Annotated in this window: 26 protein-coding genes; 15 read left to right on the top strand and 11 right to left on the bottom strand. The window is 71.9% G+C overall.

Annotated features, from left to right (window positions below; all coding sequences use genetic code 11):
- The first annotated feature begins 11 nt into the window (after positions 1-11).
- Entirely contained in the window at positions 12-770 is a 759-nt protein-coding gene (locus ACQY0Z_RS01545) for a TIGR00730 family Rossman fold protein (protein WP_189900934.1), read from the top strand.
- Between the two features lie 56 nt (positions 771-826).
- Here the strand turns inward: ACQY0Z_RS01545 and folP are convergent, their stop codons facing one another.
- Positions 827-1,687 (bottom strand): dihydropteroate synthase, encoded by an 861-nt coding sequence (folP, locus tag ACQY0Z_RS01540; RefSeq protein WP_189900936.1) that lies wholly within the window; start codon positions 1,685-1,687, stop codon positions 827-829.
- A 132-nt stretch (positions 1,688-1,819) separates the two neighbouring features.
- On the opposite strand from folP, the gene ACQY0Z_RS01535 reads away from it, so the two are divergent.
- A complete protein-coding gene (locus tag ACQY0Z_RS01535) occupies positions 1,820-2,182 on the top strand; it encodes a DivIVA domain-containing protein (protein ID WP_189900937.1) in 363 nt (120 codons plus the stop codon).
- Entirely contained in the window at positions 2,179-2,769 is a 591-nt protein-coding gene (locus ACQY0Z_RS01530; RefSeq protein ID WP_254587543.1) for a DNA-3-methyladenine glycosylase I, read from the top strand. Before ACQY0Z_RS01535 ends, ACQY0Z_RS01530 begins: the two co-directional genes overlap by 4 nt.
- Before the next feature lie 246 nt (positions 2,770-3,015).
- On the opposite strand, the gene ACQY0Z_RS01525 is transcribed toward ACQY0Z_RS01530, so the two are convergent.
- Complete coding sequence (locus ACQY0Z_RS01525; protein ID WP_189900941.1) at positions 3,016-3,819, bottom strand: enoyl-CoA hydratase/isomerase family protein; 804 nt, start codon at positions 3,817-3,819, stop codon at positions 3,016-3,018.
- 380 nt (positions 3,820-4,199) lie between these two features.
- Here ACQY0Z_RS01525 and ACQY0Z_RS01520 point away from each other — a divergent pair, with 380 nt between their 5' ends.
- Entirely contained in the window at positions 4,200-4,367 is a 168-nt protein-coding gene (locus tag ACQY0Z_RS01520) for a DUF3117 domain-containing protein (RefSeq protein WP_003966491.1), read from the top strand.
- A gap of 114 nt (positions 4,368-4,481) precedes the next feature.
- On the opposite strand, the gene ACQY0Z_RS01515 is transcribed toward ACQY0Z_RS01520, so the two are convergent.
- The gene (locus ACQY0Z_RS01515; protein ID WP_337662803.1) at positions 4,482-5,180 is read right to left on the bottom strand and encodes an O-methyltransferase; all 699 of its coding nucleotides are present in this window, start codon (positions 5,178-5,180) and stop codon (positions 4,482-4,484) included.
- A gap of 275 nt (positions 5,181-5,455) precedes the next feature.
- Between ACQY0Z_RS01515 and sigE the strand changes: the two genes are divergently transcribed.
- From sigE to ACQY0Z_RS01490, 5 genes are all read left to right on the top strand, one after another.
- Positions 5,456-6,115 carry an RNA polymerase sigma factor SigE gene (sigE, locus tag ACQY0Z_RS01510; RefSeq protein WP_189901197.1) on the top strand — a complete coding sequence of 220 codons (660 nt, stop codon included), beginning with the start codon at positions 5,456-5,458 and terminating at the stop codon, positions 6,113-6,115.
- Positions 6,112-6,978, top strand: coding sequence for an anti-sigma factor family protein (locus ACQY0Z_RS01505; RefSeq protein ID WP_439811732.1), 867 nt, complete (start codon positions 6,112-6,114; stop codon positions 6,976-6,978). Before sigE ends, ACQY0Z_RS01505 begins: the two co-directional genes overlap by 4 nt.
- 150 nt (positions 6,979-7,128) lie before the next feature.
- Positions 7,129-9,072, top strand: coding sequence for a S1C family serine protease (locus ACQY0Z_RS01500; protein WP_439811731.1), 1,944 nt, complete (start codon positions 7,129-7,131; stop codon positions 9,070-9,072).
- Positions 9,073-9,233: 161 nt separating this feature from the next.
- Positions 9,234-9,668 carry a sec-independent translocase gene (locus ACQY0Z_RS01495; protein ID WP_189900944.1) on the top strand — a complete coding sequence of 145 codons (435 nt, stop codon included), beginning with the start codon at positions 9,234-9,236 and terminating at the stop codon, positions 9,666-9,668.
- Between the two features lie 222 nt (positions 9,669-9,890).
- A complete protein-coding gene (locus ACQY0Z_RS01490; protein ID WP_189900946.1) occupies positions 9,891-10,565 on the top strand; it encodes a hypothetical protein in 675 nt (224 codons plus the stop codon).
- A gap of 70 nt (positions 10,566-10,635) precedes the next feature.
- On the opposite strand, the gene ACQY0Z_RS01485 is transcribed toward ACQY0Z_RS01490, so the two are convergent.
- From ACQY0Z_RS01485 to ACQY0Z_RS01475, 3 genes are read right to left on the bottom strand one after another with little or no spacing between them, the layout of a single operon-like run.
- Positions 10,636-11,769, bottom strand: a complete 1,134-nt coding sequence (locus ACQY0Z_RS01485) for a P-loop NTPase (RefSeq protein WP_189900948.1) — start codon at positions 11,767-11,769, stop codon at positions 10,636-10,638.
- A gap of 43 nt (positions 11,770-11,812) precedes the next feature.
- The gene (locus ACQY0Z_RS01480) at positions 11,813-12,421 is read right to left on the bottom strand and encodes a DUF1003 domain-containing protein (RefSeq protein ID WP_254586007.1); all 609 of its coding nucleotides are present in this window, start codon (positions 12,419-12,421) and stop codon (positions 11,813-11,815) included.
- Positions 12,411-13,694, bottom strand: coding sequence for a magnesium transporter MgtE N-terminal domain-containing protein (locus ACQY0Z_RS01475; RefSeq protein WP_189900952.1), 1,284 nt, complete (start codon positions 13,692-13,694; stop codon positions 12,411-12,413). Before ACQY0Z_RS01475 ends, ACQY0Z_RS01480 begins: the two co-directional genes overlap by 11 nt.
- Positions 13,695-13,913: 219 nt before the next feature.
- On the opposite strand from ACQY0Z_RS01475, the gene ACQY0Z_RS01470 reads away from it, so the two are divergent.
- Positions 13,914-14,654 carry a hypothetical protein gene (locus tag ACQY0Z_RS01470; RefSeq protein ID WP_439811730.1) on the top strand — a complete coding sequence of 247 codons (741 nt, stop codon included), beginning with the start codon at positions 13,914-13,916 and terminating at the stop codon, positions 14,652-14,654.
- 12 nt (positions 14,655-14,666) lie between these two features.
- Here the strand turns inward: ACQY0Z_RS01470 and ACQY0Z_RS01465 are convergent, their stop codons facing one another.
- Positions 14,667-15,179, bottom strand: a complete 513-nt coding sequence (locus ACQY0Z_RS01465; RefSeq protein WP_019522257.1) for a hypothetical protein — start codon at positions 15,177-15,179, stop codon at positions 14,667-14,669.
- A 32-nt stretch (positions 15,180-15,211) separates the two neighbouring features.
- Positions 15,212-16,333, bottom strand: coding sequence for a magnesium and cobalt transport protein CorA (locus tag ACQY0Z_RS01460; RefSeq protein ID WP_189900956.1), 1,122 nt, complete (start codon positions 16,331-16,333; stop codon positions 15,212-15,214).
- Positions 16,334-16,833: 500 nt separating this feature from the next.
- Here ACQY0Z_RS01460 and ACQY0Z_RS01455 point away from each other — a divergent pair, with 500 nt between their 5' ends.
- Entirely contained in the window at positions 16,834-17,418 is a 585-nt protein-coding gene (locus tag ACQY0Z_RS01455) for a suppressor of fused domain protein (RefSeq protein ID WP_189900957.1), read from the top strand.
- Between the two features lie 41 nt (positions 17,419-17,459).
- Here ACQY0Z_RS01455 and ACQY0Z_RS01450 read toward each other — a convergent pair whose 3' ends face one another.
- Complete coding sequence (locus ACQY0Z_RS01450) at positions 17,460-18,683, bottom strand: MFS transporter (protein WP_439811729.1); 1,224 nt, start codon at positions 18,681-18,683, stop codon at positions 17,460-17,462.
- Positions 18,684-18,886: 203 nt separating this feature from the next.
- On the opposite strand from ACQY0Z_RS01450, the gene ACQY0Z_RS01445 reads away from it, so the two are divergent.
- From ACQY0Z_RS01445 to ACQY0Z_RS01435, 3 genes are all read left to right on the top strand, one after another.
- Positions 18,887-19,528, top strand: coding sequence for a DUF6758 family protein (locus tag ACQY0Z_RS01445; RefSeq protein ID WP_026243421.1), 642 nt, complete (start codon positions 18,887-18,889; stop codon positions 19,526-19,528).
- A gap of 110 nt (positions 19,529-19,638) precedes the next feature.
- Complete coding sequence (locus ACQY0Z_RS01440; RefSeq protein WP_439811728.1) at positions 19,639-20,499, top strand: PHP domain-containing protein; 861 nt, start codon at positions 19,639-19,641, stop codon at positions 20,497-20,499.
- Positions 20,500-20,575: 76 nt separating this feature from the next.
- A complete protein-coding gene (locus ACQY0Z_RS01435; protein ID WP_189900962.1) occupies positions 20,576-21,181 on the top strand; it encodes a MarC family protein in 606 nt (201 codons plus the stop codon).
- A gap of 70 nt (positions 21,182-21,251) precedes the next feature.
- Here the strand turns inward: ACQY0Z_RS01435 and ACQY0Z_RS01430 are convergent, their stop codons facing one another.
- Positions 21,252-21,404 carry a hypothetical protein gene (locus ACQY0Z_RS01430; RefSeq protein WP_019522250.1) on the bottom strand — a complete coding sequence of 51 codons (153 nt, stop codon included), beginning with the start codon at positions 21,402-21,404 and terminating at the stop codon, positions 21,252-21,254.
- A 229-nt stretch (positions 21,405-21,633) separates the two neighbouring features.
- On the opposite strand from ACQY0Z_RS01430, the gene ACQY0Z_RS01425 reads away from it, so the two are divergent.
- The gene (locus tag ACQY0Z_RS01425) at positions 21,634-22,527 is read left to right on the top strand and encodes an NYN domain-containing protein (protein WP_189900964.1); all 894 of its coding nucleotides are present in this window, start codon (positions 21,634-21,636) and stop codon (positions 22,525-22,527) included.
- Here ACQY0Z_RS01425 and ACQY0Z_RS01420 read toward each other — a convergent pair.
- The gene (locus ACQY0Z_RS01420; RefSeq protein ID WP_189900966.1) at positions 22,524-23,570 is read right to left on the bottom strand and encodes an Lrp/AsnC family transcriptional regulator; all 1,047 of its coding nucleotides are present in this window, start codon (positions 23,568-23,570) and stop codon (positions 22,524-22,526) included. The genes ACQY0Z_RS01425 and ACQY0Z_RS01420 overlap by 4 nt on opposite strands.
- Between the last annotated feature and the right edge of the window lie 3 nt (positions 23,571-23,573).

Below are 23,573 nucleotides of genomic sequence, written 5' to 3'. Positions count from 1 at the left end.
AGGGAGCGCACATGGCTACGGGCAACCCCGAGGGGAAGCGGCGGCCGCCGGAGGAGAAGCGCCTGGGGCCGGTCCTCCGCCGGCGCGGTCAGGTGCAGTCCAGCACCACCGACCAGCGGCTGCTGGACGAGCGCGCGCCGACCGACTGGGTGCACACCGACCCCTGGCGGGTGCTGCGCATCCAGTCGGAGTTCATCGAGGGCTTCGGCACCCTGGCCGAACTGCCGCCCGCGATCAGCGTGTTCGGCTCCGCCCGCACCCCCGCCGACTCGGCCGAGTACGAGGCCGGGGTACGGCTCGGCCGCGGGCTGGTCGAGGCGGGCTTCGCCGTCATCACCGGCGGCGGCCCGGGCGCCATGGAGGCGGCCAACAAGGGCGCCCTGGAGGCCGAGGGCGTCTCCGTCGGCCTCGGCATCGAGCTGCCCTTCGAACAGGGCCTCAACCCGTACGTCGACATCGGTCTGAACTTCCGGTACTTCTTCGTCCGGAAGATGATGTTCGTCAAGTACGCGCAGGGCTTCGTCGTCCTGCCCGGCGGCCTCGGCACGCTCGACGAGCTCTTCGAGGCGCTCACCCTGGTGCAGACCCAGAAGGTCACCCAGTTCCCCATCGTGCTGTTCGGCACGGAGTACTGGGGCGGCCTGGTCGAATGGCTGCGCTCCACGGTGATCGGCACGGGCAAGGCGGCCGAGAAGGACCTGCTGCTGTTCCACGTCACGGACGACGTGGACGAGGCCGTGGCCCTGGTCTCCAAGGAAGCGGGCCGCTAGAGGTTTTTGGGCACCCTCGGGGCGGCGAGGCTGGAACCCCGCCGCCCCGGCTCGTGTCACGCCAGCCCGCGCCGCGCCACCGCCGGCTCCCGGTCCCCGGCGATCGACGACACCATGTCCAGCACCTGACGCGTCTCGGCGACCTCGTGCACCCGGTACACCTGGGCGCCCAGCCACGCCGACACCGCCGTCGTCGCGAGCGTCCCCACCACCCGCTCCTTCACGGGGCGGTCCAGCGTCTCGCCGACGAAGTCCTTGTTGGACAGCGACACCAGCACCGGCCAGCCGGTGGCCACCATCTCGCCGAGCCGCCGGGTCGCCTCCAGGCTGTGCCGGGTGTTCTTCCCGAAGTCGTGCCCCGGGTCGATCATCACCGACTCCCGCGGCACCCCCAGCTCCACCGCCCGCTCGGCCAGCCCCAGGGTCACGTCGAGGATGTCCGCCATCACGTCGTCGTACGTCGCCCGGTGCGGCCGGGTCCGCGGCTCGGTTCCGCCCGCGTGCGTGCACACCAGCCCGGCACCGTACCGGGCGGCCACCTCCGCGAGGCGCGGGTCCACCCCGCCCCACGCGTCGTTCAGCACGTCCGCGCCCGCCTCGCACACGGCCTCGCCGACCTCGTGCCGCCAGGTGTCCACGCTGATCACCACGTCCGGGAAGCGGCGGCGCACCTCGGCCACGAAACCGACCGTCCGCCGCACCTCCTCCTCGGCGGAGACCTCCTCGCCGGGCCCCGCCTTCACCCCGCCGATGTCGATGATCGCGGCGCCCTCGGCCACCGCCTGCTCCACGCGCGCGAGCGCCGGCTCGTCGTGGAAGGTGGCGCCCTGGTCGTAGAAGGAGTCCGGGGTCCGGTTCACGATCGCCATGATCACCCGCTCGTGCGGTGCGAATTCACGCCTGCCCAGCCTGAGCATCCCCTGGAACCTCTCCTCGTCCGGCCGTCCGGGCCGCCTCCGTCCGCCCGGCGGTCCCGACTGTCAGACTCGCATGGCACGATCGGAGCCACACATCCGACTCCGACTCATCCGACCGTGGGGGCCCCGGCGATGGTTATGTTCCTGTTCCTGGTCGTCGCGCTGGCCGTCGTGGTGGGCGCGGTGACCCTCGCCGTGGTGGGCGGCGGCGACAGCGCCCCGCTGCCCGAGGCGGCGCCGGAGCGGCTCCAGGACTCCCTGCCGCCCGACCGCCCCGTCGGCCGCGCGGACGTCGACCGCCTGCGCTTCCCGCTCGCCGCCCGCGGCTACCGCATGGCGGACGTGGACGACGCCCTCGGCCGCCTCGCCGCGGAACTCGCCGAGCGGGACGCGCGGATCGCCGACCTGGAGTCCGCGCTGGCCGGAGCCCGCGCCGCCGCGGCGCACCTGTCCATGGAGAAGCCCGCCTCGCCCCCGGAGGACGAGCAGCGATGAGCGATCCCGCCGCCGAGACGCCGGTCGGTCCTGACGGCCTGCCGCGCTGCCCCTGGGCGCTGTCCGCCCCGGACTACCTCGCCTATCACGACGAGGAGTGGGGCCGCCCGGTGCACGGCGACGACGCCCTCTTCGAGCGCCTCAGCCTGGAGGCGTTCCAGTCGGGTCTGTCGTGGATCACGATCCTGCGCCGCCGCCCCGGCTTCCGCGCCGCCTTCGCCGACTTCCGCATCGCCGACGTCGCCGCCTTCACCGACGCCGACCGCGAACGCCTGCTGACGGACGCAGGCATCATCCGCAACCGCGCGAAGATCGACGCGACACTCGCCAACGCGCGCGTGCTGGCCACCTGGAACTCCGGCGACCTGGACACCCTGATCTGGTCCCACGCCCCCGAAACCCCGGGCCCGGCCCCCCACACCCTGGCGGACGTCCCCGCCGTGACGACGGAATCCACGGCCCTGGCGAAGACCCTCAAAAAGGAGGGCCTCCGCTTCGTAGGCCCCACCACGGCCTACGCCCTGATGCAGGCCTGCGGCCTGGTCAACGACCACCTGGAAACCTGCGCGGCAAGAACAACGCGCTGAGCTTCGCGGAAAACGGCACGAGAAACCCCCTCAGGGGCGCGGGGAACTGCGCGACAGGCCACGACGGAGCCGCACGGTCGTCCCCGGCCGTAGCCACCCCCTCAGGGGCGCGGGGAACTGCGCGAGAAACCACAACGAACCCGCACTTCGCGACGCCGCCGTACCCCAACGGCGCTCAGGGGCGCGGGGAACTGCGCGACAAGCCACGACGGAGCCGCACATACGCGACCCCGTCGCAACCCCACCTCACCGCCCCAAATACTTCGGCTTCTCCTTGTTCACAAAAGCCCGCACGGCAATGGCGTGATCCTCGGACGACCCCGCCCGAGTCTGCAGCTCGTCCTCCTTCTCAAGCGCCTCCTCCAAGGAGGAGGACATCCCGAACGCCACAGACTCCTTCAGCGCCGCGTAAGCCACCGTCGGCCCCTGGGCCAGCCCCCGCGCCACCTTCTCCGCCTCAGCCCGAAGCTCACTCCCCGGCACCACCCGGTTCACGATCCCCAGCTCGTACGCCTCCCGCGCGGAGATGTTCCGCGGGAACAGCAGCAGATCCATGGCCCGCCCGGGCCCCACCACGCGCGGCAGCGTCCACGAGATCCCCGAGTCCGCGGTCAACGCGACCCCCGCGAACGACGTGTTGAACGCCGCCGTCTCCGCGACGATCCGGTAGTCCGCCGCCAGCGCGAACCCGAACCCGGCCCCCGCAGCGACGCCGTTCACGGCGGCCACCACCGGCTTGGCCGCGCCCGCGATCGCCTTCACGATCGGGTTGTAGTGCTCCCGCACCGTCGACATGGTCTGCCCCGACCCGTTCTCCCGGTCGGCGGCCAGCAGCCCGATGTGCTCCTTGAGGTCCTGCCCGACGCAGAACGCCCGCTCGCCGGCCGCGGTCAGCAGCACGGCCCGTACGGCGTCGTCGTCCGCGGCGGCCCTGACCGCGTCCCGGAGGGCGACCTTCGCCGCGACGTTGAGCGCGTTCATCGCCTCGGGGCGGTTCAGCGTGATCGTCGCGAGTCCGTCGCTCACCTCGTAGAGCACGGTGTCGGCCATGGTCGTATCCCTCCGTGTGCGGCTCGAGACGTACTGGTGAGTACGTCCTCTTCCGGAGGACAGCATGACCCAGTTCACGGGTCCCGGCGGACGGCCTCGGTGTGACCTGCGTCAAATATTCGTGTCGGGATTCCGGCGTCCGAATGTCCATGCGAGGGCGCAGTATGGCAGCCACATCGCCGAATTGAGTGGTTTTGCTCGCGTGCGTTGCCCAAGCGATGCCTACTGATGTTGGTCATCGGGGTCCGCCATGCGGGATAATGGCCTGGAAGCAATGTGTTCGATGCCGGTGGCGTGTGTCCTGCTTCAAGGACCGCAGGTGCCCTTCAGTGGGCCGTCGGCTTAGACGGTTGAGCTGGGTTTCAGGAAGGGGAACGAGCATGGCGGCCATGAAGCCGCGGACGGGTGATGGCCCGCTCGAGGTGACCAAGGAGGGGCGGGGCATCGTCATGCGCGTTCCGCTCGAAGGCGGCGGTCGGCTCGTCGTCGAGCTGACCCCGGACGAGGCCGACGCGCTCGGCGACGCCCTCAAGAAGGTCGTCGGCTGACGCGCAAGCGACCATACCCTTTCAGCCGCCCCGGTGCCGCACGCGGTGCCGGGGCGGCTGTTTGCGCACACGTCCGGGGGAACCGCCCTCGGAGAAGTACCGCGAAACCGCAGGTCACCGTTTGACGGCGCACAGCAGCCCGTCCCCCACGGGCAGGAGCGACGACACCAGCTCCTGGCTCTCGCGAACGGCCCGCACCAGCTCCCGCAGCCGCAGCACCTCCGTCGGCTGGGGGCCGGAGTCCACGGTGCGTCCGTTCGCGAAGACGCCTTCGAAGGCGACCAGGCCTCCAGGGCGCAGCAGACGCAACGATTCAGCGAGATAGTCCTGGTACTCCTGCCGGTCGCCGTCGCAGAACACCAGGTCGTAGCCCGAGTCCGCGAGACGCGGCAGCACGTCGAGCGCGGGGCCGGGGATGAAGCGGGCCCGGTTGCCGGCGAAGCCGGCCTCGCGGAAGGCCTGCCGGGCCGACTGCTGGTGCTCCGGCTCCTGGTCGACCGTCGTCAGCACCCCGTCCGGGCGCATGCCGTGCAGCAGATGGATCCCCGACACGCCGCAGCCCGTGCCGATCTCCGCGACCGCCTTGGCGTCCACGCTGGCGGCGAGCAACCGCAGGGCCGCGCCCGTGCCGGGCGACACCGAGCGCAGGCCTGCCTCGCGGGCCCGGTCGCGGGCCCAGCTCAGCGCCTCGTCCTCGGCGACATAGGCGTCGGCGAACGCCCAGCTCGTCTGCCGGTTGGCGGTAATGACCCTCTCCTGTCCCCGTGGTTGCCTGGGCGTGACTGTATCCGTTGGCGTCGGGAACCCGCAGATGGGACCAGTCGTTCAAAGGAGAAGAGAGAGACGCGTGCCGGGAAGGGGGGCGAGGAGTGGACGCGGACGCCGAGCAAGTGCGGGCGCAGTCGTACGAGCCGTGCCGGCCCGAATCAAATTCTCGTAAAACCGCTTATCCGGAGCTAACGGGCGAGGTGGCTATGGTAGGGGCTCCACTGGACACCACCAGAGCCGACAGGGGAGGTGCGGCTGCGCCTGTGGATCGCGCAGGAGTGCTGCGGCGCTTCCTCGGATCGGCGGGCAGGCCGAAATCCGTGAACAACACCGCTGCTGACCATGACCGCGCCGGCGACCCGGCCCAGACCGCGACCTTCTCCGGCGACGCGGACGGGCAGGCGTGGACTCCGCCCACGTGGGAGGAGATCGTCAGCATGCACAGCGGCCGGGTCTACCGGCTCGCCTACCGTCTCACGGGCAACCAGCACGACGCCGAGGACCTCACGCAGGAGGTCTTCGTCCGTGTCTTCCGCTCCCTGTCGACGTACACGCCGGGCACCTTCGAGGGCTGGCTGCACCGCATCACCACGAACCTCTTCCTGGACATGGTCCGCCGCAAGCAGCGCATCCGCTTCGACGCGCTCGGCGACGACGCGGCCGAGCGGCTCGCCAGCAAGGAGCCGTCGCCGCAGCAGGTCTTCAACGACGCGCACTTCGACGCCGACGTCCAGCAGGCCCTCGACACGCTCGCCCCGGAGTTCCGGGCCGCCGTCGTCCTGTGCGACATCGAAGGACTGTCGTACGAGGAGATCGCGGCCACCCTGGGGGTGAAGCTCGGCACCGTCCGGTCCCGTATCCACCGCGGCCGTTCCCAGCTGCGCAAGGCCCTCGCGCACCGTTCGCCCAAGGCGCGCGCGGACCGCCCCTCCTTCGTGCCGCGTGTCCCCGCACTGGGGGGAGGGGGCGCGAGCGCGTGAGCAGTTCACTGCCGAAGTCCCCCGAGGGGCACCTCGCGGAGCATCATCTGGGAGACCGGCTCGCCGCCCTCGTGGACGGCGAACTCGGTCATGACGCGCGTGAGCGCGTACTGGCGCATGTCGCCACCTGCGCCAAGTGCAAGGCGGAGGTGGACGAGCAGCGCCGCCTGAAGAACGTGTTCGCGGCCGCCGCGCCGCCGCCGCCCTCCGAGAGCCTCCTGGCGCGCCTGCAAGGGCTGCCCGCCGGAGGCGGATTCGGTGACGGCGGCTCACCGCTGGGCGGCTCCTCGCTGCCGGGCGGCCCCACCGCCGGAGTCTTCGGGGCGCGGCGCGGCGAGCGCTTCGAGTTCGCCTACGCGCCCGTACGGCGCCACCAGCCCGCGGCCGCCCGGCCGTCCTCGCGCGGGGTGCGGCTCGCGTTCGTCGCCGTCGGCGCGGTGTCGCTGGCCGCGATCGCCCTCGGCGGCGTCTCCACGGTCACCCCGGTCGACGCGGAGACGCGCGGCCAGGGCAAGGGGAGCAACGTGACACCGGCGCGCACGCAGGGCGCGGGCGCGGCCACCACACCGGACTCCCGGCGCCGTGTCGGCCCGCTGCTCGGCCAGGTGGCCGGCGGCCAGAGCGCGCTCGGCTCGGGCCCCGTCGTCCCCACCGGCATCGCGGCCCCGCTGCTGCCGGGCATCCCGTCGCCCTCGCAGGGCGGCGCCACGGCGGTGTCCCCGCACATACGCCCGCTGAACTCGGCCCCGCCGTTCGGACTGAGCGCATGGGCGTCCGCGACCGGGCTGAAGAGCCCCGGCCTGGTCACGGCCGCGCCGTCGCCTTCCCCCTCACCCGCTCACGGCGCACGGACCGCCCGCTGACCGGGCCCCTGCGCGGGGGCGCGCGAACCTGATTAGATTCCGGGTGGCGCGCCCATGCCCACTACGGCCGGGCGCCGAGCCGGGCTCCACCGCACGGGCGGACCGGAGCACGGCGCCGACGATCCGTGCCGGTCCAGCCGTGGGGAGAGCATGAACGAGGGGAAGCCGGTCACGCCGGGGTCATCCGAAGGACCCGACGGCGACTTCGAACTCGCCCGCCCCCGACGCCCGGACGGCGACTACGAACTACGGCACCCTCTGGCCACGGCGGCTGCTCCGTCACCGACGGACGGCACGTCCGACGCCGGCGCGGCAGCCGACTCGGGGCGCCGGGGCGGCACGGCGGATGCTGCCGGGGCAGGGCCGGTCGCGGAACCCGCGCCCGCCGGACGGGAGGCCGGGACCGCGACGGGAGCGGCGCAGGCCTCTGGCGCGGGTACCGAGCACGCGGTGGACGGCGCCGCCGGTCACGGCGCGAGCGTCTCCGGCGGGCCCGCCGACGCGGATCCGGCCGACGCCGCATCGGGCGCCGGGGCCCGCTCAGGTGCCGGCGACACCGTCCCCGTGCCGGGCGCCGAGGCGACCGCCTCGAGCCCCGGCGGCGCGCCTGCGCCCGGGGCAGCCGCCCCCGCGGCCACCTTCGTGCCAGGAGCTGACGCCTCCCCGGCGGCCCCCGCGCCGGCCGCCGACACCCTCGCCCACCCCCAACCCCTCCACGACCCCGACCCCTACAGCACCCCGCCCTACGGTGAGCCCGGGCCGTGGGCGCCCGCGCCGCCTGTGCAGCACCCGGCGGCCACCCCGGCGCACGGTGTGGCCGTGGGCGTGCCCCCGGTGGTGCCCGAGGCCGGTCCGGCCGCCTCTCCGGCTCCCGTCGCCGCCTCCGCCGATCCCTGGGCGCGCTACGACCCCTGGGCCGCCCGGGCGGCCGTCGCACCGTTGCAGCAGGCCGATGCCGTCGAGGAGGACGTGAAGCGGCGGCGGAGTCGCCGCAGGCGGACGCTCGTCGGCGGGGCCGTCGCCCTCGCCCTCGTGTCCGGCGTCGCCGGCGGTGTCGTCGGCGTGCACCTGGAGCGCAACGGCGGCATAGGCGCCGTGGAGCTGCCGCAGGCCGGTGTGGAGGCGCCCGACCGGGACCCCGACAGCGTCGCCGGGATCGCCGCGCAGGCGCTGCCCAGCGTCGTCACCCTGCACGTCAGCGGCAGCGGCAGCGCCGGTACCGGCACCGGCTTCGTGCTGGACGACCGGGGCCACATCCTCACCAACGACCACGTCGTCGAGCCCGCCGGGGAGAACGGCGACATCACCGTCACCTTCCACAGCGGCGACACCGCCGAGGCGACCGTCGTCGGCCGGGACAGCGGCTACGACCTCGCCGTCGTACGGGTCAAGGGCGTCCGCGGACTCACCCCGCTGCCGCTCGGCAACTCCGACAACGTGCGGGTCGGCGACCCCGTCGTCGCCATCGGCGCCCCCTTCGACCTGGCCGGCACCGTCACCTCCGGCATCATCAGCGCCCGCGAGCGGCCCATCACCGCCGGCGGCGAGAAGGGCGACGGCAGCGACGTGTCGTACGTCGACGCGCTGCAGACCGACGCGCCCATCAACCCCGGCAACTCCGGCGGCCCTCTGCTCGACGGCAAGGGCCGGGTGATCGGCATCAACTCGGCCATCCGCTCGGCCGACGGCGGTCTTGACCCGGAGGGCGGCCAGTCCGGCTCCATAGGGCTCGGCTTCGCCATCCCGATCAACCAGGGCAAGCGGGTCGCCGAGGAGCTGATCGAGACCGGCAAGGCCACCCACCCGGTGATCGGCATCACCCTCGACATGGAGTACGGCGGCGACGGCGCCCGCGTCGCGGCCGAGGGCAGTGACGGCGGCCCCCCGGTCACCACCGGTGGCCCCGGCGCCAAGGCGGGCATCCGCCCCGGCGACGTCATCACCAAGGTCGACGGCCGCCCCGTGCACTCCGGCGAGGAACTCATCGTCAAGACCCGCGCCCACCGCCCCGGCGACCGGCTGGAGCTGACCCTGGAGCGGGACGGCGAGGAACGCACGGTGTCCCTGGTGCTCGGCTCCTCCGACGGCGGCTGACCCTCCGACGACGGCCGGGCCGCCACCCCTCCGACGCCTCCGGGACGCCGGGACGGTACCGGTGGTGCGGGAGGTCCGGGTACCGTGGACCCGGCCCGGACCACGGAGGGCGACGACCGGCACCGAGGGCCGAGGACCGAAGGCATCGCGAGGAGCTTCAGGTGTTCAATGACATAGGACCGCTCGAGCTGGTGACGCTCATCGTCCTCGCCGTGCTCATCTTCGGTCCGGAGAAGCTCCCCAAGGTCATCCAGGACGTGACCCGCACGATCCGGAAGATCAGGGACTTCTCGGAGAGCGCCAAGCAGGACATCCGGCAGGAGCTGGGCCCGGAGTTCAAGGACTTCGAGTTCGAGGACCTCAACCCCAAGACGTTCATCCGCAAGCAGCTGGACAACGACGACCTGGGGCTGAAGGAGATCCGCAACGGCTTCGACCTGAAGAAGGAGATGGCCGAGGTCACGGACGCCGTCCACGGGCGCGACACCGACCCGTCCCCCTCGCCCGCCGCCCCCGGCGGCCGGGTGGACATGGTGAAGAAGCCCGAGACGCCGGCCGCCGACGACCGCCCGCCCTTCGACATGGACGCCACCTGACCGGTCCCCAGGCGTGCGCCGGCGCGTACGTGACGCGTTTCATACTCCACCCGAGCTGCGGACGGCCTGATACGGGCGCCCGAACGCCCCACGCGCCGGGCGGTTTCCCTGCCCCTGGCCGCAGGATGGTTATGCTGCCGAGTTGTTGTGCGGAACGGACGAGTACGCCCGAAAGGGGGGCGGGCCGCCCGGTCCGACGAGAGCGAGGAGGCGTCCGGGCACATGGAGACGACGAGTTCGGCAGTCGCGCAGGCGCCGGCCGCGGAGGACGGACAACCAGTCCCCTCCGCCCGGCGTACGGTCGACGGCTACCTGCGTGCGCCCTTCCCGTGGTACGGCCTCGACGAGGCCTTCACGGGGCGGCGCTGGCTGATGCAGGTCGGCCTCTCGGCCGACGGGGCCGTGGAGCACGGATCGGTCGGGCACGGTGACGAGCCGTCCGTCCGCAGCGAGTTCGGGGCCGGGGGAGACCAGGACGCCAAGGAGAAGTTCGCGGTCGTGGTGACCGTGGCGGCCAACCCGGTCCGCCGCAGCGCCGACGGCACGGGCCTGCTGGAGGCCACCTCGGTGTCCTCCGCCGCCTGGCTCGCCGGCGTGGGGCTGCTGTCCTTCACCTGGCCCGGCCAGATGGACCACACCCTGCGCGACGACTGGCTGGAGCAGCAGACGGAGACCGCCTGGGTGCTCGCGGACGACCTGGAGGGCGAGGACTGGTCGACGCTGTCCCTGCCCGTGGACGGCGTGCCCACGCCGTTCCACTACCGCGAGTCCGAGTACGGCTGGGTGCTCGCCGGTTCCACCCAGGCCGGCGTCCACGTGGGCGCGTACGGACGGGGGATGAGCGCGTACGGGCTGGGCTTCGCCGTGGTGAAGGACATCGCCGCCTACCAGGGCTGAGCGAGCCCGCCCGGGAATGCCTGAGGGCGCCGTCCGCCGTGGACGGCGCCCTCAGGCGTGTGTACGGGCCTCAGAACTTGTTGCGCGGGGTGATTCCCAGGGACATGCCCGACAGGCCGCGCTGACGGCCTCCCAGCTTGCCCGCGATGGACCGCAGCGCCGAGCCCGCCGGGGACTCCGGGTCGGACAGCACCACGGGCTTGCCCTCGTCACCGCCCTCGCGCAGCCGCACGTCGATCGGGATGGCGCCCAGCACCGGCACGTTGGCGCCGGTGGTGCGGGTCAGGCCCTCCGCGACGGTCTGGCCGCCGCCGGTGCCGAACACGTCGACCATCTCGCCGCAGTGCGGGCAGGGCAGCCCCGACATGTTCTCGACCACGCCGACGATCTTCTGGTGCGTCTGCACGGCGATGGAACCCGCGCGCTCGGCCACCTCGGCCGCGGCCTGCTGCGGGGTCGTGACGACCAGGATCTCCGCGTTCGGCACGAGCTGCGCGACCGAGATCGCGATGTCGCCGGTGCCGGGCGGCAGGTCGAGCAGCAGCACGTCCAGGTCGCCCCAGTACACGTCCGCCAGGAACTGCTGGAGCGCGCGGTGCAGCATCGGGCCGCGCCACACCACGGGCGCGTTGCCCGGGGTGAACATGCCGATGGAGATGACCTTCACGCCGTGCGCCGACGGCGGCATGATCATGTTCTCGACCTGGGTGGGACGGCCGTCGGCGCCCAGCATGCGCGGCACGCTGTGGCCGTAGATGTCGGCGTCCACGACACCGACCTTCAGTCCGTCGGCCGCCATCGCCGCCGCCAGGTTCACCGTCACCGAGGACTTGCCGACACCGCCCTTGCCGGACGCCACCGCGTACACCCGGGTGAGGCTGCCCGGCTTGGCGAAGGGCACCTCGCGCTCGGTCTGGCCGCCGCGCAGGGCGCTCGCCAGCTCCTTGCGCTGCTCGTCGCTCATCACGTCCAGGGTCACGTCGACCCGGGTCACGCCCTCGACGCGGGACACCGCGTCCGTCACGCGCTGGGTGATGGTGTCGCGCATGGGGCAGCCGGAGACCGTCAGGTACACGGTGACCGCGACCGCACCGTCCGCACCGATCTCCACCGATTTGACCATCCCGAGCTCGGTGATGGGCCGGTTGATCTCGGGGTCGTTCACCGTCGCCAGTGCTTCGCGCACCGCGTCTTCCGTAGCCATAAGGACGATGGTACGGCTCCCGGTACACCCGCCGGTAAGGACGTCAGCGGTCGTCTGCGTCACGTCCCGGCGGGTGTTCCGCGCGCATCGCCGGATACGTACCGTGGTGCTCCTTGTGGCCGTTCTGCCGGATCTCCAGCTCCTTGACCAGACCTTCCAGCTCCGAGCGGATCCAGTCCCGGGTCGCCACCTCGCCCAGCCCCATCCGCAGCGCGGCCACCTCACGGGTCAGATACTCGGTGTCGGCGATCGACCGCTCGTTCTGCTTGCGGTCCTGCTCCAGGTTGACCCGGTCGCGGTCGTCCTGCCGGTTCTGCGCGAGCAGGATCAGCGGCGCCGCGTAGGAGGCCTGGAGGGACAGCGCCAGCGTCAGGAAGATGAACGGGTACTCGTCGAACCGCAGGTCCTTCGGCGCGGACACGTTCCACAGCACCCACAGGATGATGACGACCGTCATCCAGACGATGAACCGCCCGGTGCCCAGGAACCGCGCGATACGCTCCGAGAGCCGCCCGAAGGCGTCCGGGTCCCACTCGGGCAGGATCCGCCGCCGGGGAGGGCGCGGCTGGTCCAGCCGCGGCGCGCGCGGCCGCCCCGCCGCCGTGGCCCCGGCCAGGGTCCGGTCGCGCACGGCGTCGCGCTCACCCGCCATCGGGCACCTCCCCCTCCTCCAGATGGAACTCGGTCTCGCGCCAGTCGCCCGGCAGCATGTGGTCCAGCACGTCGTCCACGGTCACCGCGCCCAGCAGCGACCCGGCCTCGTCGACGACAGGCGCCGCGACCATGTCGTACGTGGCGAAGAACCCGGCGACCACGGGGAGCGTCGCCTCCGGGTCCAGCGGCCGCAGGTCGTCGTCCAGCATCGAGCCGACCAGCGTGTACGGGGGGTCGCGCAGCAGCCGCTGGAAGTGCACGGTGCCCAGGTACTTGCCGGTCGGGGTCTCCTCCGGCGGCCGGCACACGTACACCTGCGCCGCGTGCGCGGGCGACAGGTCGGGCTCGCGGATCCGGGCGAGGGCGTCCGCGACGGTCGCGTCCGGCCGCAGGATGATCGGCTCGGTGGTCATCAGACCGCCCGCCGTGTGCTCCTCGTACGACATCAGACGGCGCATGTCGGCCGCGTCCGCGGGCCGCATCAGGCTCAGCAGGCGCTCCTTGTCCGCCTCCGGCAGCTCGCCCAGCAGGTCGGCCGCGTCGTCGGGGTCCATCGCCTCCAGGACGTCCGCCGCGCGCTCCTCCGCAAGGACGCCCAGGACCTCGATCTGGTCGTCCTCGGGCAGCTCCTCCAGGACGTCCGCGAGCCGGTCGTCGTCCAGGGCCGCGGCCACCTCCGCCCGCCGCTTGGGGGACAGATGGTGCAGCACGTTGGCCAGGTCGGCGGGGCGCAGCTGCTCGAAGGTGGCGAGCAGGTTCTCCGCGCCCTGCCCGGCCTCCTCCAGCGAGAAGCCGGTGACGGCGGACCACTCCACGGTCAGCGTCTCGCCCTTGCCGCGCCGGAACGCGCCGCCCTTCTTCCCCTTGCGCACGAAGACCCGGTCGATCTCCCACTCGCGGCGCGCCGGGAGCTGATGCACCGACAGGTCCAGGACGGTGACCTCCTCGCCGGTCTCCACGAGGGTGACGCGCCGGTCGAGCAGCTCGCCGAAGACCAGCCGCTCGGTGGGCCGCTGCTCGAAGCGGCGGACGTTGAGCACGCCGGTGGTGATGACCTGGCCGGCCTGCACGGACGTCACCCGGGTCATGGGCAGGAAGATGCGGCGACGGGTGGAGAGTTCGACCACCAGGCCGAGCAGCCGGGGCGGACGGCGGCCCGGACGCAGGATGACGACGAGATCGCGCACGCGGCCCACCTGGTCGCCCGCCGGGTCGAAGACGGCGACGCCGGCGATGTGCGAGACGAAGAACCGGGGTGCGCCCGATGCCATTCCGGCGGCTCCTTTGCGTGCGTGCGAGGTGCTTCCTTGCCGTGTACTTCCTGCTGCGTCTGTTTTCCGGATTGCCCGCTCGGACGGGCTTCAGGCTAGCCCGTCCCGATCGGTGCCGCGCTGGTGGCCGGTCCGGACGGACTGACTCCGTCCGGCCCCACCGGCCCCGGTACTCTGCGGTATTCCGTTCAGGTCCCCCGTCAGAGAGGCAGCCCACCTGTGATTCCGATCTCCCCGGGCCGTTCCCGAAGGGCCACGCTGGCCGGCGCCGTGTGCGCGCTGCTCGTGGCGGGGACGGCGCTCACGGGATGCTCCGAGGATCCGAACGAGGGAACGAACGGCGTCGGCAGACTCCCCGCAGACCAGATCCAGACCCAGGCACAGAAGGCCGCCGCGTCCGTGGGCACCGTGCGGCTGCACGGCTCGGTGCAGGCCGGCGGCCGTGCCTACGACCTCGACATGCGGCTGAAGCCGCAGGGTGGCATCGGCTCGGTCAGCACCGAGGGGCAGACCTTCCGGCTGCTGCGGGTCGGCCAGGAGCTGTACCTGAAGGCCGACGCGGCGTTCTGGGGGAAGGGCGGCGAGGACGGCGACTCCAAGGCGGCGGACAAGCTCGCCTCGAAGTACGTCAAGGTGCCCAAGGGCGACCCCTCGTACACCGAGTTCATCGGCTTCACCGACAAGAACGTGCTGCTCAGCGGACTGCTGACGCTGCACGGGAAGCTCAGCACGGACGGCCACCACGAGCAGGACGGCACCCGCACCGTCCGGGTCACCGGCGACGACGGCGCCGGCGGCACCCTGGATGTCTCCCTCGAGGGCAAGCCGTACCCGCTGCGGCTGGTGCGCGCCGGGGAGGCCGGCACGCTCACCTTCTCCGCCTGGGGTGCCGACTTCCCGCTGAAGAAGCCCGCCAAGGACGACACCCTGGACTACGGAAAGCAGCTCCCGACGTCCTGAACGCCCCGGTTGTCAGCCGCGCCGCTTGCGTTTCGCCAGCAGGCGCGGCAGACCGGCCGGCATCGGCGTCCGGGTCGTCGCCGGGGTGGGCAGCGGGGCGGCGGAGAGGTCGCCGTCGGGCAGCGTGCCCGTCGCGCCGGTCGGCTCCAGACGCAGCACCCGGCACTCGCGGGCCCAGCGCTCCGGCATGGCCTCGCCGTCGGGGGCGTTGAGCCGCTTGCCCTTGAGGCCGTCGACGGCCGCCGTCCATTCCTCGGAGCCGGAGGCCAGTTCGCGGACGGTCGCCGTCCAGGTGACCAGCCGGCCGCCCTTGTCCTTGCTGCGCACGGTCACCTCGGCGCGCGCCCCGTCGGCGAGTCCCGTCAGGGGCTGTTCGCCGGGGCCGTCGCCGACCACGCAGGCGGCGCCCTCGTGCCACACGTGCCACAGCGGACGGGCCGGGACGCCGGGTGCTTCGACCCAGATGAGGCCGGACTTCTTCGAGGCCTCCTCGATGAGGGCCCGGTCGAGCAGCTCGCCAGTCATGCGCCCAGCCTATCCAGGCGGGGCCGGCCGTCTCAGAGCCAGCCGTTGCGCTTCAGCGTGCGGTGGATGCCGAGGCAGATCGCGACCGTGACGCCGAGGACCACCGGGTAGCCGAACTTCCAGTGGGTCTCCGGCATGTAGTCGAAGTTCATGCCGTACACCCCGCAGACCATGGTCGGGACGGCGATGATCGCGGCCCAGGAGGTGATCTTGCGCATGTCCTCGTTCTGCGCGACGGACGCCTGCGCGAGGTTGGCCTGGAGGATGGAGTTCAGCAGCTCGTCGAAGCCGATGACCTGCTCCTGCACCCGGGCCACGTGGTCGGCGACGTCCCGGAAGTACTTCTGGATCTCCGGGTCGATCAGCCGCATCGGCCGCTCGGAGAGCAGCTGCATCGGGCGCAGCAGCGGCGCCACGGCCCGCTTGAACTCCAGCACTTCACGCTTGAGCTGGTAGATCTCACCGGCGTCGGTGCCGCGCGGGGTGCCCTTGCGGCCGGGGGAGAAGACCTTGGTCTCGACCTCGTCGATGTCGTCCTGCATGGCGTCGGCGACCGCGATGTAGCCGTCCACCACGTGGTCGGCGATGGCGTGCAGCACGGCCGAGGGGCCCTTGGCCAGCAGCTCGGGGTCGTCCTGGAGGCGGTGGCGCAGGGCGCGCAGGGAGCCCTGGCCGCCGTGCCGGACGGTGATGAAGAAGTCCCGTCCGGTGAAGCACATGACCTCGCCGGTCTCCACGATCTCGCTGCTGGAGGAGACGCGGTCGTGCTCGAGGTAGTGGACGGTCTTGAAGACCGTGAACAGGGAGTCGTCGTAGCGCTCCAGCTTGGGCCGCTGGTGGGCCTGGACGGCGTCCTCCACGGCCAGCGGGTGCAGCCCGAACTCGGCGGCGATGCCCGCGAATTCGGACTCGGTGGGCTCGTGCAGGCCGATCCAGACGAAGCCCCCGTCGCGGCGCACCCGGCGCATCGCGTCCTGGGGGCTGAGCGGGCCGCCCTCGGTGTCCTGGCGGCGGCCGTCCCGGTAGACGGCGCAGTCGACGACGGCGGTGGCCGCCGAGCGCTCCCGTGAGGTCTCGTACGGGCCGCTCTCCTTGCGGAGCGAGATGCGGGAGGCGGGACGGACCACGGCGCGCAGGTCGCGGATCATCGACATGGCGGGCTCCTTCGCGAACGGGCAACGAAAGGCGCCGGGGCGACGGGTGGAACAACCCGGAATGAGGACGTCCTGGACTGCGCATGTTTGGCACGTCCACAAAGCGGGGAGCACCGCACCGTCGCGGTGGCGAGCTTCGTCGCTGATACAGCTACTGGGGCAGATCAGTCAGAACGAAACGAGTGCTCTTCCGATGAAGACGCGCGAAGCGAAAGGCGGGAGCCGAAAGGAGAACAGCGGCCTCAGCGGGCGGAAGAGCGGGTGATACTGCACGGTCGACTTCGGTCCATGCCAGCCCCACCTCCTCCGGCCGGTCCCTCGTGAGGGACGATCGCGATCCCCTGGGGGGATTCCCCCTATGAGCGGGGAGTGTCACACAGGCGTTCAGGCAGTGTCGGAACGCTTGACGCGTGCTGCCCGAACCACCGGCCAAGCGTATCAGCCGACTGCTGTGTCAAGGCTCTGCTTTGCCCGGTACTGACGAGTTCTATGCTCGCCGCATGGCTGATGTTCTTCCTCTGGTCGAGGCCCGGCTGCGCAGCGCGCTGGGCGAACCGGACGCGCGCGCGGCGGTCACCTTTCTGGGCACGGACCGCATCGAGGTGCTGCGGTTCCACGAGGGGGACATCGTGCGCTACGCGACCCTCGGCATGTCCGCGCAGCCCATGACGGACCCCACGGCAGTGATCGCGGACCCGGTCGCCGGGCCGCGCGCCGAGCTGGTGCTGTCCGTGCGCGGCGGCGTCGCCGACACCGACAAGGTGCTCCGCCCGCTCGCGGTGCTCGGAGCGTCCCCGCAGGTCGAGGGGCTCGTCGTGGCGCCGGGCGCCTCGCTGGACGTGGGGGAGCCGCTGTGGCCGGGCGCGCCGTTCACCTCGGTGCTGGTCGCCGAGCCGGGCGGCCTGGTCGAGGACCTCGAACTCGACGCGCCGCTGGAGCCCGTGCGCTTCCTTCCGCTGCTGCCGATGACGCCGAACGAGGCCGCCTGGAAGCGCGTGCACGGAGCGCAGGCCCTCCAGGAGCGGTGGCTGAACCACGGCACGGACCTCAGGGACCCGTCCCGGAAGTCCGTGCCGCTGGACTAGCGCCGGAGTGAGGAAGCTCACCAACGCCCGCCCCCAAAGGCTCAGTTGGCGAAGACGCCCACGCCGTCCTCGGCGGCGTGGGCGGGCTTCGGCTCCTCGGCCTCGGCGGTGAGCGCCCGGCGCCGCACCAGCACCACCAGCGCGCCCAGCACCGCCGTCACCGCGGCGACCGTGAACGGCATGTGGACGTCGCTCCACTCCTCGATCTTCGGCGCGAAGTACGGCGCCGCGGCGGCCGCGAACCAGCGCACGAAGTTGTACCCGGCGCTCGCCACCGGACGCGGCGCGTCCGACACCCCGAGCGCCAGTTCCGTGTACACCGTGTTGTTCACGCCGATCAGCGCGCCGGACAGCACGGTGCACACCACCGCCGTGGTGTGGCCGCCGTAGCCGAGCACCAGCACGTCCACCGCGAGCAGCACCAGCGAGCCGCCCAGTACCTGGAGCGAGCCGAACCGCCGCTGCAGGCGCGGGGCCACGAGCACCGAGAACACGGCGAGCAGCAACCCCCACGCGAAGAACACCGCGCCGGAGCGGTAGGGGGACATGTCCAGCACGAACGGCGTGAAGGCCAGCACGGTGAAGAACGTGTAGTTGTAGAAGAACGCCGAGACCGCCGTGGAGGCCAGCCCTCCGTGCCCGAGTGCCTTGACCGGGTCCAGCAGGGAGGTCTTGCGGGCCGGCCGCGGCTGCTCCTTGAGGAACGCGGTGATGCACACGAAGCCGACCGCCATCAGGGCGGCCGTGCCGAAGAAGGGGTAGCGCCAGCTCGCGTCGCCGAGCAGGGCGCCCACCAGCGGGCCGCAGGCCATGCCGAGGCCCAGGGCGGACTCGTACAGCAGGATGGCGGCCGCGCTGCCGCCGGCCGCGGCGCCGACGATGACGGCGAGGGCGGTCGAGACGAACAGCGCGTTGCCCAGTCCCCAGCCGGCGCGGAAGCCGACCAGTTCGCCGACCGACCCCGAGGTGCCCGAGAGCCCGGCGAAGACCACCACGAGCGCGAGCCCGAGCAGCAGGGTCTTGCGCCCGCCGATCCGGCTGGAGACGAAGCCGGTCACCAGCATCGCCAGCGCGGTGATCAGGAAGTACGAGGTGAAGAGGAGGGAGACCTGCCCGGCGGTCGCGTCGAGGCCCTCGGCGATGGACGGCAGGATCGGGTCGACGAGGCCGATGCCCATGAAGGCGACGACGGACGCCCCGGCGGTCGCCCACACGGCTTTCGGCTGCTTCAGGATGCTGCCGGATCCCGTGTCGATGGGTTCCATGGGTGCTCCAATCCCGGACGTGGGGGATGCCGGCCGCGGGAGGGGAGGCGCCGGACGGCCGACGAGATGGATGGAATGCGCACACAGTAGGTTAGCTAATCTAATTAATGCAAGCTACATCTATATCGGTCTTGGGCCGCCGTTCCGCCCGGTCGGGTGATCGTCCTTGACGTGGCGCTGCGGACCTAGGACCGTGGGGCCCTATGAGGGGCGAACCCAGTTGCCCGAAGTGCGGTGGCCGGGTCAGGGCTCCCGGCCTCTTCTCGGATGCCTGGCAGTGCGATGTGCACGGCACCGTGCACCCGCTGCAGCCCGTGATACCGCCGAGCGTCGAGGCCCTCGAAGTCGTCGTGCACCGCACCAAGGTGCCGGTGTGGATGCCGTGGCCGCTGCCGGTGGGCTGGCTCTTCACCGGTGTCGCGTCCGCGGGCGACGACCGCAGCGGGGGCCGGGCGACGGCCGTCGCGTGCACCGGCCCCGGGCCGCTCGGCGGGATGGGCGAGCTCATCCTGGTCGCCGAGGAGCTCGGCGTCGGACTCGGCGCGCGCTACGCGGGCATCGACGGCCCCGACCCCGGGCCCTACATGAACGTCGAGAAGCCGCCCCAGGCCAAGGTGCTGGCCGCCGGCCGCCCCACCCCGCTCTGGCACGTCGCCCGCACGCCCGACGACCGCGCCGTGTTCGCGGGGGAGGCGCTCGGCCTGTGGCTGTGGGCGGTGGTGTGGCCCGAGCAGTCGGGCCTGCTGATGTACGACGAGCTGGTGCTCGCGGATCTGCGGGACGCCGGCGCCGAGGTGGAGCTGGTGCCGTGCGGGGCGCTGTCCCCGCGGCTGCTGGAGAAGTAGGGGTGGCTGATGTAGGGGGCGCTCAACCGTTTCGGCTGTGACAGCGGCGGCCGAAAATCCGGTTATCCTGGAGCGTCCCCGTCCGCCCGTCCCGCTTGGAGTACCGCGTCGTGCGCATCGACCTGCACACCCACTCCACCGCGTCCGACGGCACGGACACCCCGGCCCAGCTGGTCCGCAAGGCCGCCGCGGCCGGACTCGACGTCGTGGCCCTCACCGACCACGACACCACGCGCGGCCACGCGGAGGCGCTCGCGGCGCTGCCCCAGGGCCTCACCCTGGTCACCGGCGCCGAGCTCTCCTGCCGTCTCGACGGCATCAGCATGCATCTGCTGGCCTACCTCTTCGACCCCGAGGAGCCCGCCCTGCTCGCCGAGCGCGAGCTGGTCCGGGACGACCGGGTGCCGCGCGCCAAGGGCATGATCGCCAAGCTGAACGAACTGGGCGTGCCCGTCACCTGGGAACAGGTCGCGCGGATCGCCGGCGACGGCTCGGTGGGCCGCCCGCACGTCGCCAGCGCCCTGGTCGAACTCGGCGTGGTGGACAGCGTGAGCGACGCCTTCACGCCCGAGTGGCTCGCCGACGGCGGCCGGGCGTACGTGCCGAAGCACGAGACCGACCCCTTCGAGGCCGTACGGCTGGTGAAGAACGCGGGCGGCGTCGCCGTCTTCGCACACCCCGCCGCGGCCAAGCGGGGCAGGACCGTGCCGGACTCCGCGATCGCGGAGCTGGCGCAGGCCGGGCTCGACGGCATCGAGGTCGACCACATGGACCACGACCCCGACACCCGGGCGCGGCTGCGCGGCCTGGCGGGCGAGCTGGGGCTGCTGGTCACCGGGTCGAGCGACTACCACGGCAGCCGGAAGACCTGCGTGCTCGGCGAGTTCTCCACGGACCCCGAGGTCTACGGCGAGATCACGCGGCGCGCGACCGGGGCGTTCCCGGTGCCGGGGACCGGCGGAGCGGTCTGACACCCGCGGGGCCACCGGCCCCGGTGTCCGGCTCCCACCCCTTCCTTTCTCACCTACGTTCTCGCGCTAGGCAGTCATGTTCGACGTCGCCGTCTTCGGCTCTCTCTTCCTGACCCTTTTCGTCATCATGGATCCCCCTGGGATCACTCCGATCTTCCTCGCGCTGACCGCGGGCCGTCCGGCCAAGGCGCAGCGGCACATGGCCTTCCAGGCGGTGTGCGTGGCGGGCGGTGTGATCGTGGTCTTCGGCCTGCTCGGCCACCAGATCCTGGACTATCTGCACGTCTCCATACCGGCGCTGATGATCGCCGGCGGTCTGCTGCTCCTGCTGATCGCGCTGGACCTGCTCACCGGCAAGACCGACGAGCCCCAGCAGACCAAGGACGTCAACGTCGCGCTGGTCCCGCTGGGCATGCCGCTGCTGGCCGGTCCCGGCGCGATCGTGTCGGTCATCCTCGCCGTGGAGAAGGCCGACAGCGTGGCGGGACAGGTCTCCGTGTGGTCGGCGATCCTCGCCATCCATGTCGTCCTGTGGCTGGTGATGCGCTACTCGCTGCTGACCATCCGGGTCATCAAGGAGGGCGGCGTGGTCCTGGTGACGCGGCTCGCGGGCATGATGCTGTCCGCCATCGCCGTGCAGCAGATCATCAACGGCGTCACGCAGGTGATCCAGGGCGCGTGACGCCCGGCCGCGGACACACCGGAGCCCCCGTACCCGAGTGGTACGGGGGCTCCTCAAGCATGCGCACAGATTACGAGGCCGGAGTGTCGGCCGGGCGGATCCACAGGCGCTGCCCGATGGCGGCGGCCTGCTGAACGATGCGGTTGACGGAGGCGGCGTCCACAACGGTCGAGTCCACGGTCGTGCCGTCGACGTCGTCGAGTCGCATGATTTCGAAGCGCAAGGGCTTCTCCCTTCGTCTGGTCATCCTCCTGAAGGAGAACTACTGGGTGAAGGCCCACAGGCCGGACGGGCCCGTGTGCCGCGAAGGGTTCAACGAGCTGTGTGGTGCAAACATTCCCTACGCTAAGGAAAATTTTCGAGCGGCTAAATACTGACGGGTAAGGTTTTCCGAACGGGACCGACCGGGACCGGTTGTGTTCGTAGCGTGACGAGCGGAACAATGAGAGGTGATGAACGACGACCTCGCGGCTCTGCAGGCCCGTATCGACCGCACGAACGAGCTGCTCCAGCGCATGCTCGCCGAGGTGGCCAAGACGCCCTCGACGCACGCGATCTTCGTGGACGCCGGCTACCTCTACGCGGCCGCGGGGCGGCTCGTCGCGGGGACGGAGGACCGCCGCGCCTTCGACCTCGACGCCGAAGGGCTGATCGACGCGCTCATCGACCGCGCCCGCACCATCTTCGCCGACAGCAGGCTGCTCCGCGTCTACTGGTACGACGGCGCCCGGCGCCGCATCCACACCGCCGAGCAGCAGTCCATCGCCGAACTGCCCGACGTCAAGGTCCGCCTCGGCAACCTCAACGCCAACAACCAGCAGAAGGGCGTCGACTCCCTGATCCGCTCCGACCTGGAGTCACTGGCCCGGCACCGCGCCATCAGCGACGCGGCGCTGCTCGGCGGCGACGAGGACCTGGTCTCCGCCGTCGAGGCCGCCCAGGGGTACGGCGCCCGTGTCCACCTGTGGGGCATCGAGGCGCCGGAGGGCCGCAACCAGGCCGAGCCGCTGCTCTGGGAGGTCGACAGTCAGCGCACCCTCGACCTCGACTTCTTCAAGCCGTACGTCTCCCGGCGCGCCGCGCCCGCGTACGAACCGGCGGGCGGCCGGCCCACCCGCGAGGACGTGCGCTTCGTCGGCGCGCAGATCGCCGCGAAGTGGCTGGTCTCGCGTGGCCGCGACACCATGATGGAGCTGCTCCCCGGCCACCCCTACCTGCCCGGCTCCGTCGACCAGGACCTCCTGGTGGAGGCCGAGGGCCTCCTCCAGTACTCCCTGCGCGGCCAGGCCGACCTCCGCCGCGCTCTCCGCGACGGCTTCTGGGACCACCTGCAGGCGCAGTACTAGGCGCTGTCTCCCGTCCGCCGTTCCGCGGGACGCACGGCCCGGTAGTACAGGTCCAGGCACATCAGCAGTTCGGTCCGTTCCACGCCCGGCAGGGTTCTGATCTCGGAGTCGATCAGTCGCATGACGTCCTGGGCGTCACGGCAGACGGCCTCGGCGAAGATGTCGAAGCGGCCGGCGCAGGCCACGACATAGGTGATCGACGGGATCTTGGTGAGGAGCTGGGCGAGGGCTTCGACGCCCTGGCCCGGGCGGCAGCGGATGGCCACCCAGACCTGCATCCCGAAGCCGAGACTGCGCGGGTTGGCGATGGCGGTGATGCGCAGGACGCGGTCGCCGATCATGCGGGTGACGCGCTTGCGGACCTGGGACTCGGAGATGCCCACCGTCTCCGCGATGCCCTGGAAGGGGAGCCGGCCGTCCAGGCTGAGTTCCCCGATGATCTGCCGGTCGGTGGCGTCGAGCGGGGTGGCGTGCGGGCTGTCGCCTTCCTCCGTCCGCTCCGGCGCCGCCTTGTCCTGGGCGACGTCCCAGGCCGGTTCCTGGTAGTGGAGCTGGAGGTAGGGGAAGACCTCGGCCGATCCGACGCCCGGTGTCCGGGCCAGGGTGTCGTGGACGACGGTCAGCAGCTCCGCCGTGTCACGGCAGAGCACCTCCACCAACGCGTCGTAACGGCCCGTGGTGATGACCGCGTAGTCGACGGCGGGCAGCTCCGCGAGGGAGTTCATCAGCGGTTTGACGGCCTGTCCGCCGTCGAAGCAGAGGCCGACGAGGGCCATCACCGGGAAGCCGAGGAGGGCGGGGTCGGCGACCGCCGTGATCTGGATGACGTTGTCGTCGAGGAGCTGGTTGACCTTGCGGCGGACCGTCTTCTCCGGCACGTCCAGCTCGCGGGCCATGCCGGCGAAGGACCGGCGTCCGTCCGCCTGGAGGAGGCGGACGAGTTGGCGGTCGAGTTCGGTGAGCCGCGCGTCCACCTCGTCCTGGTCGGGCAGCGGCAGCGAGCCGTCGAGAAAGCCGGAGACGAGGTGGGAGGGGCCGCGCATGGC

The sequence above is a fragment of the Streptomyces sp. P9-2 genome, assembly GCF_051903975.1.
GTDB classification, from domain to species: domain Bacteria; phylum Actinomycetota; class Actinomycetes; order Streptomycetales; family Streptomycetaceae; genus Streptomyces; species Streptomyces cellulosae.
This window is presented reverse-complemented; position numbering and strand designations above follow the sequence as displayed.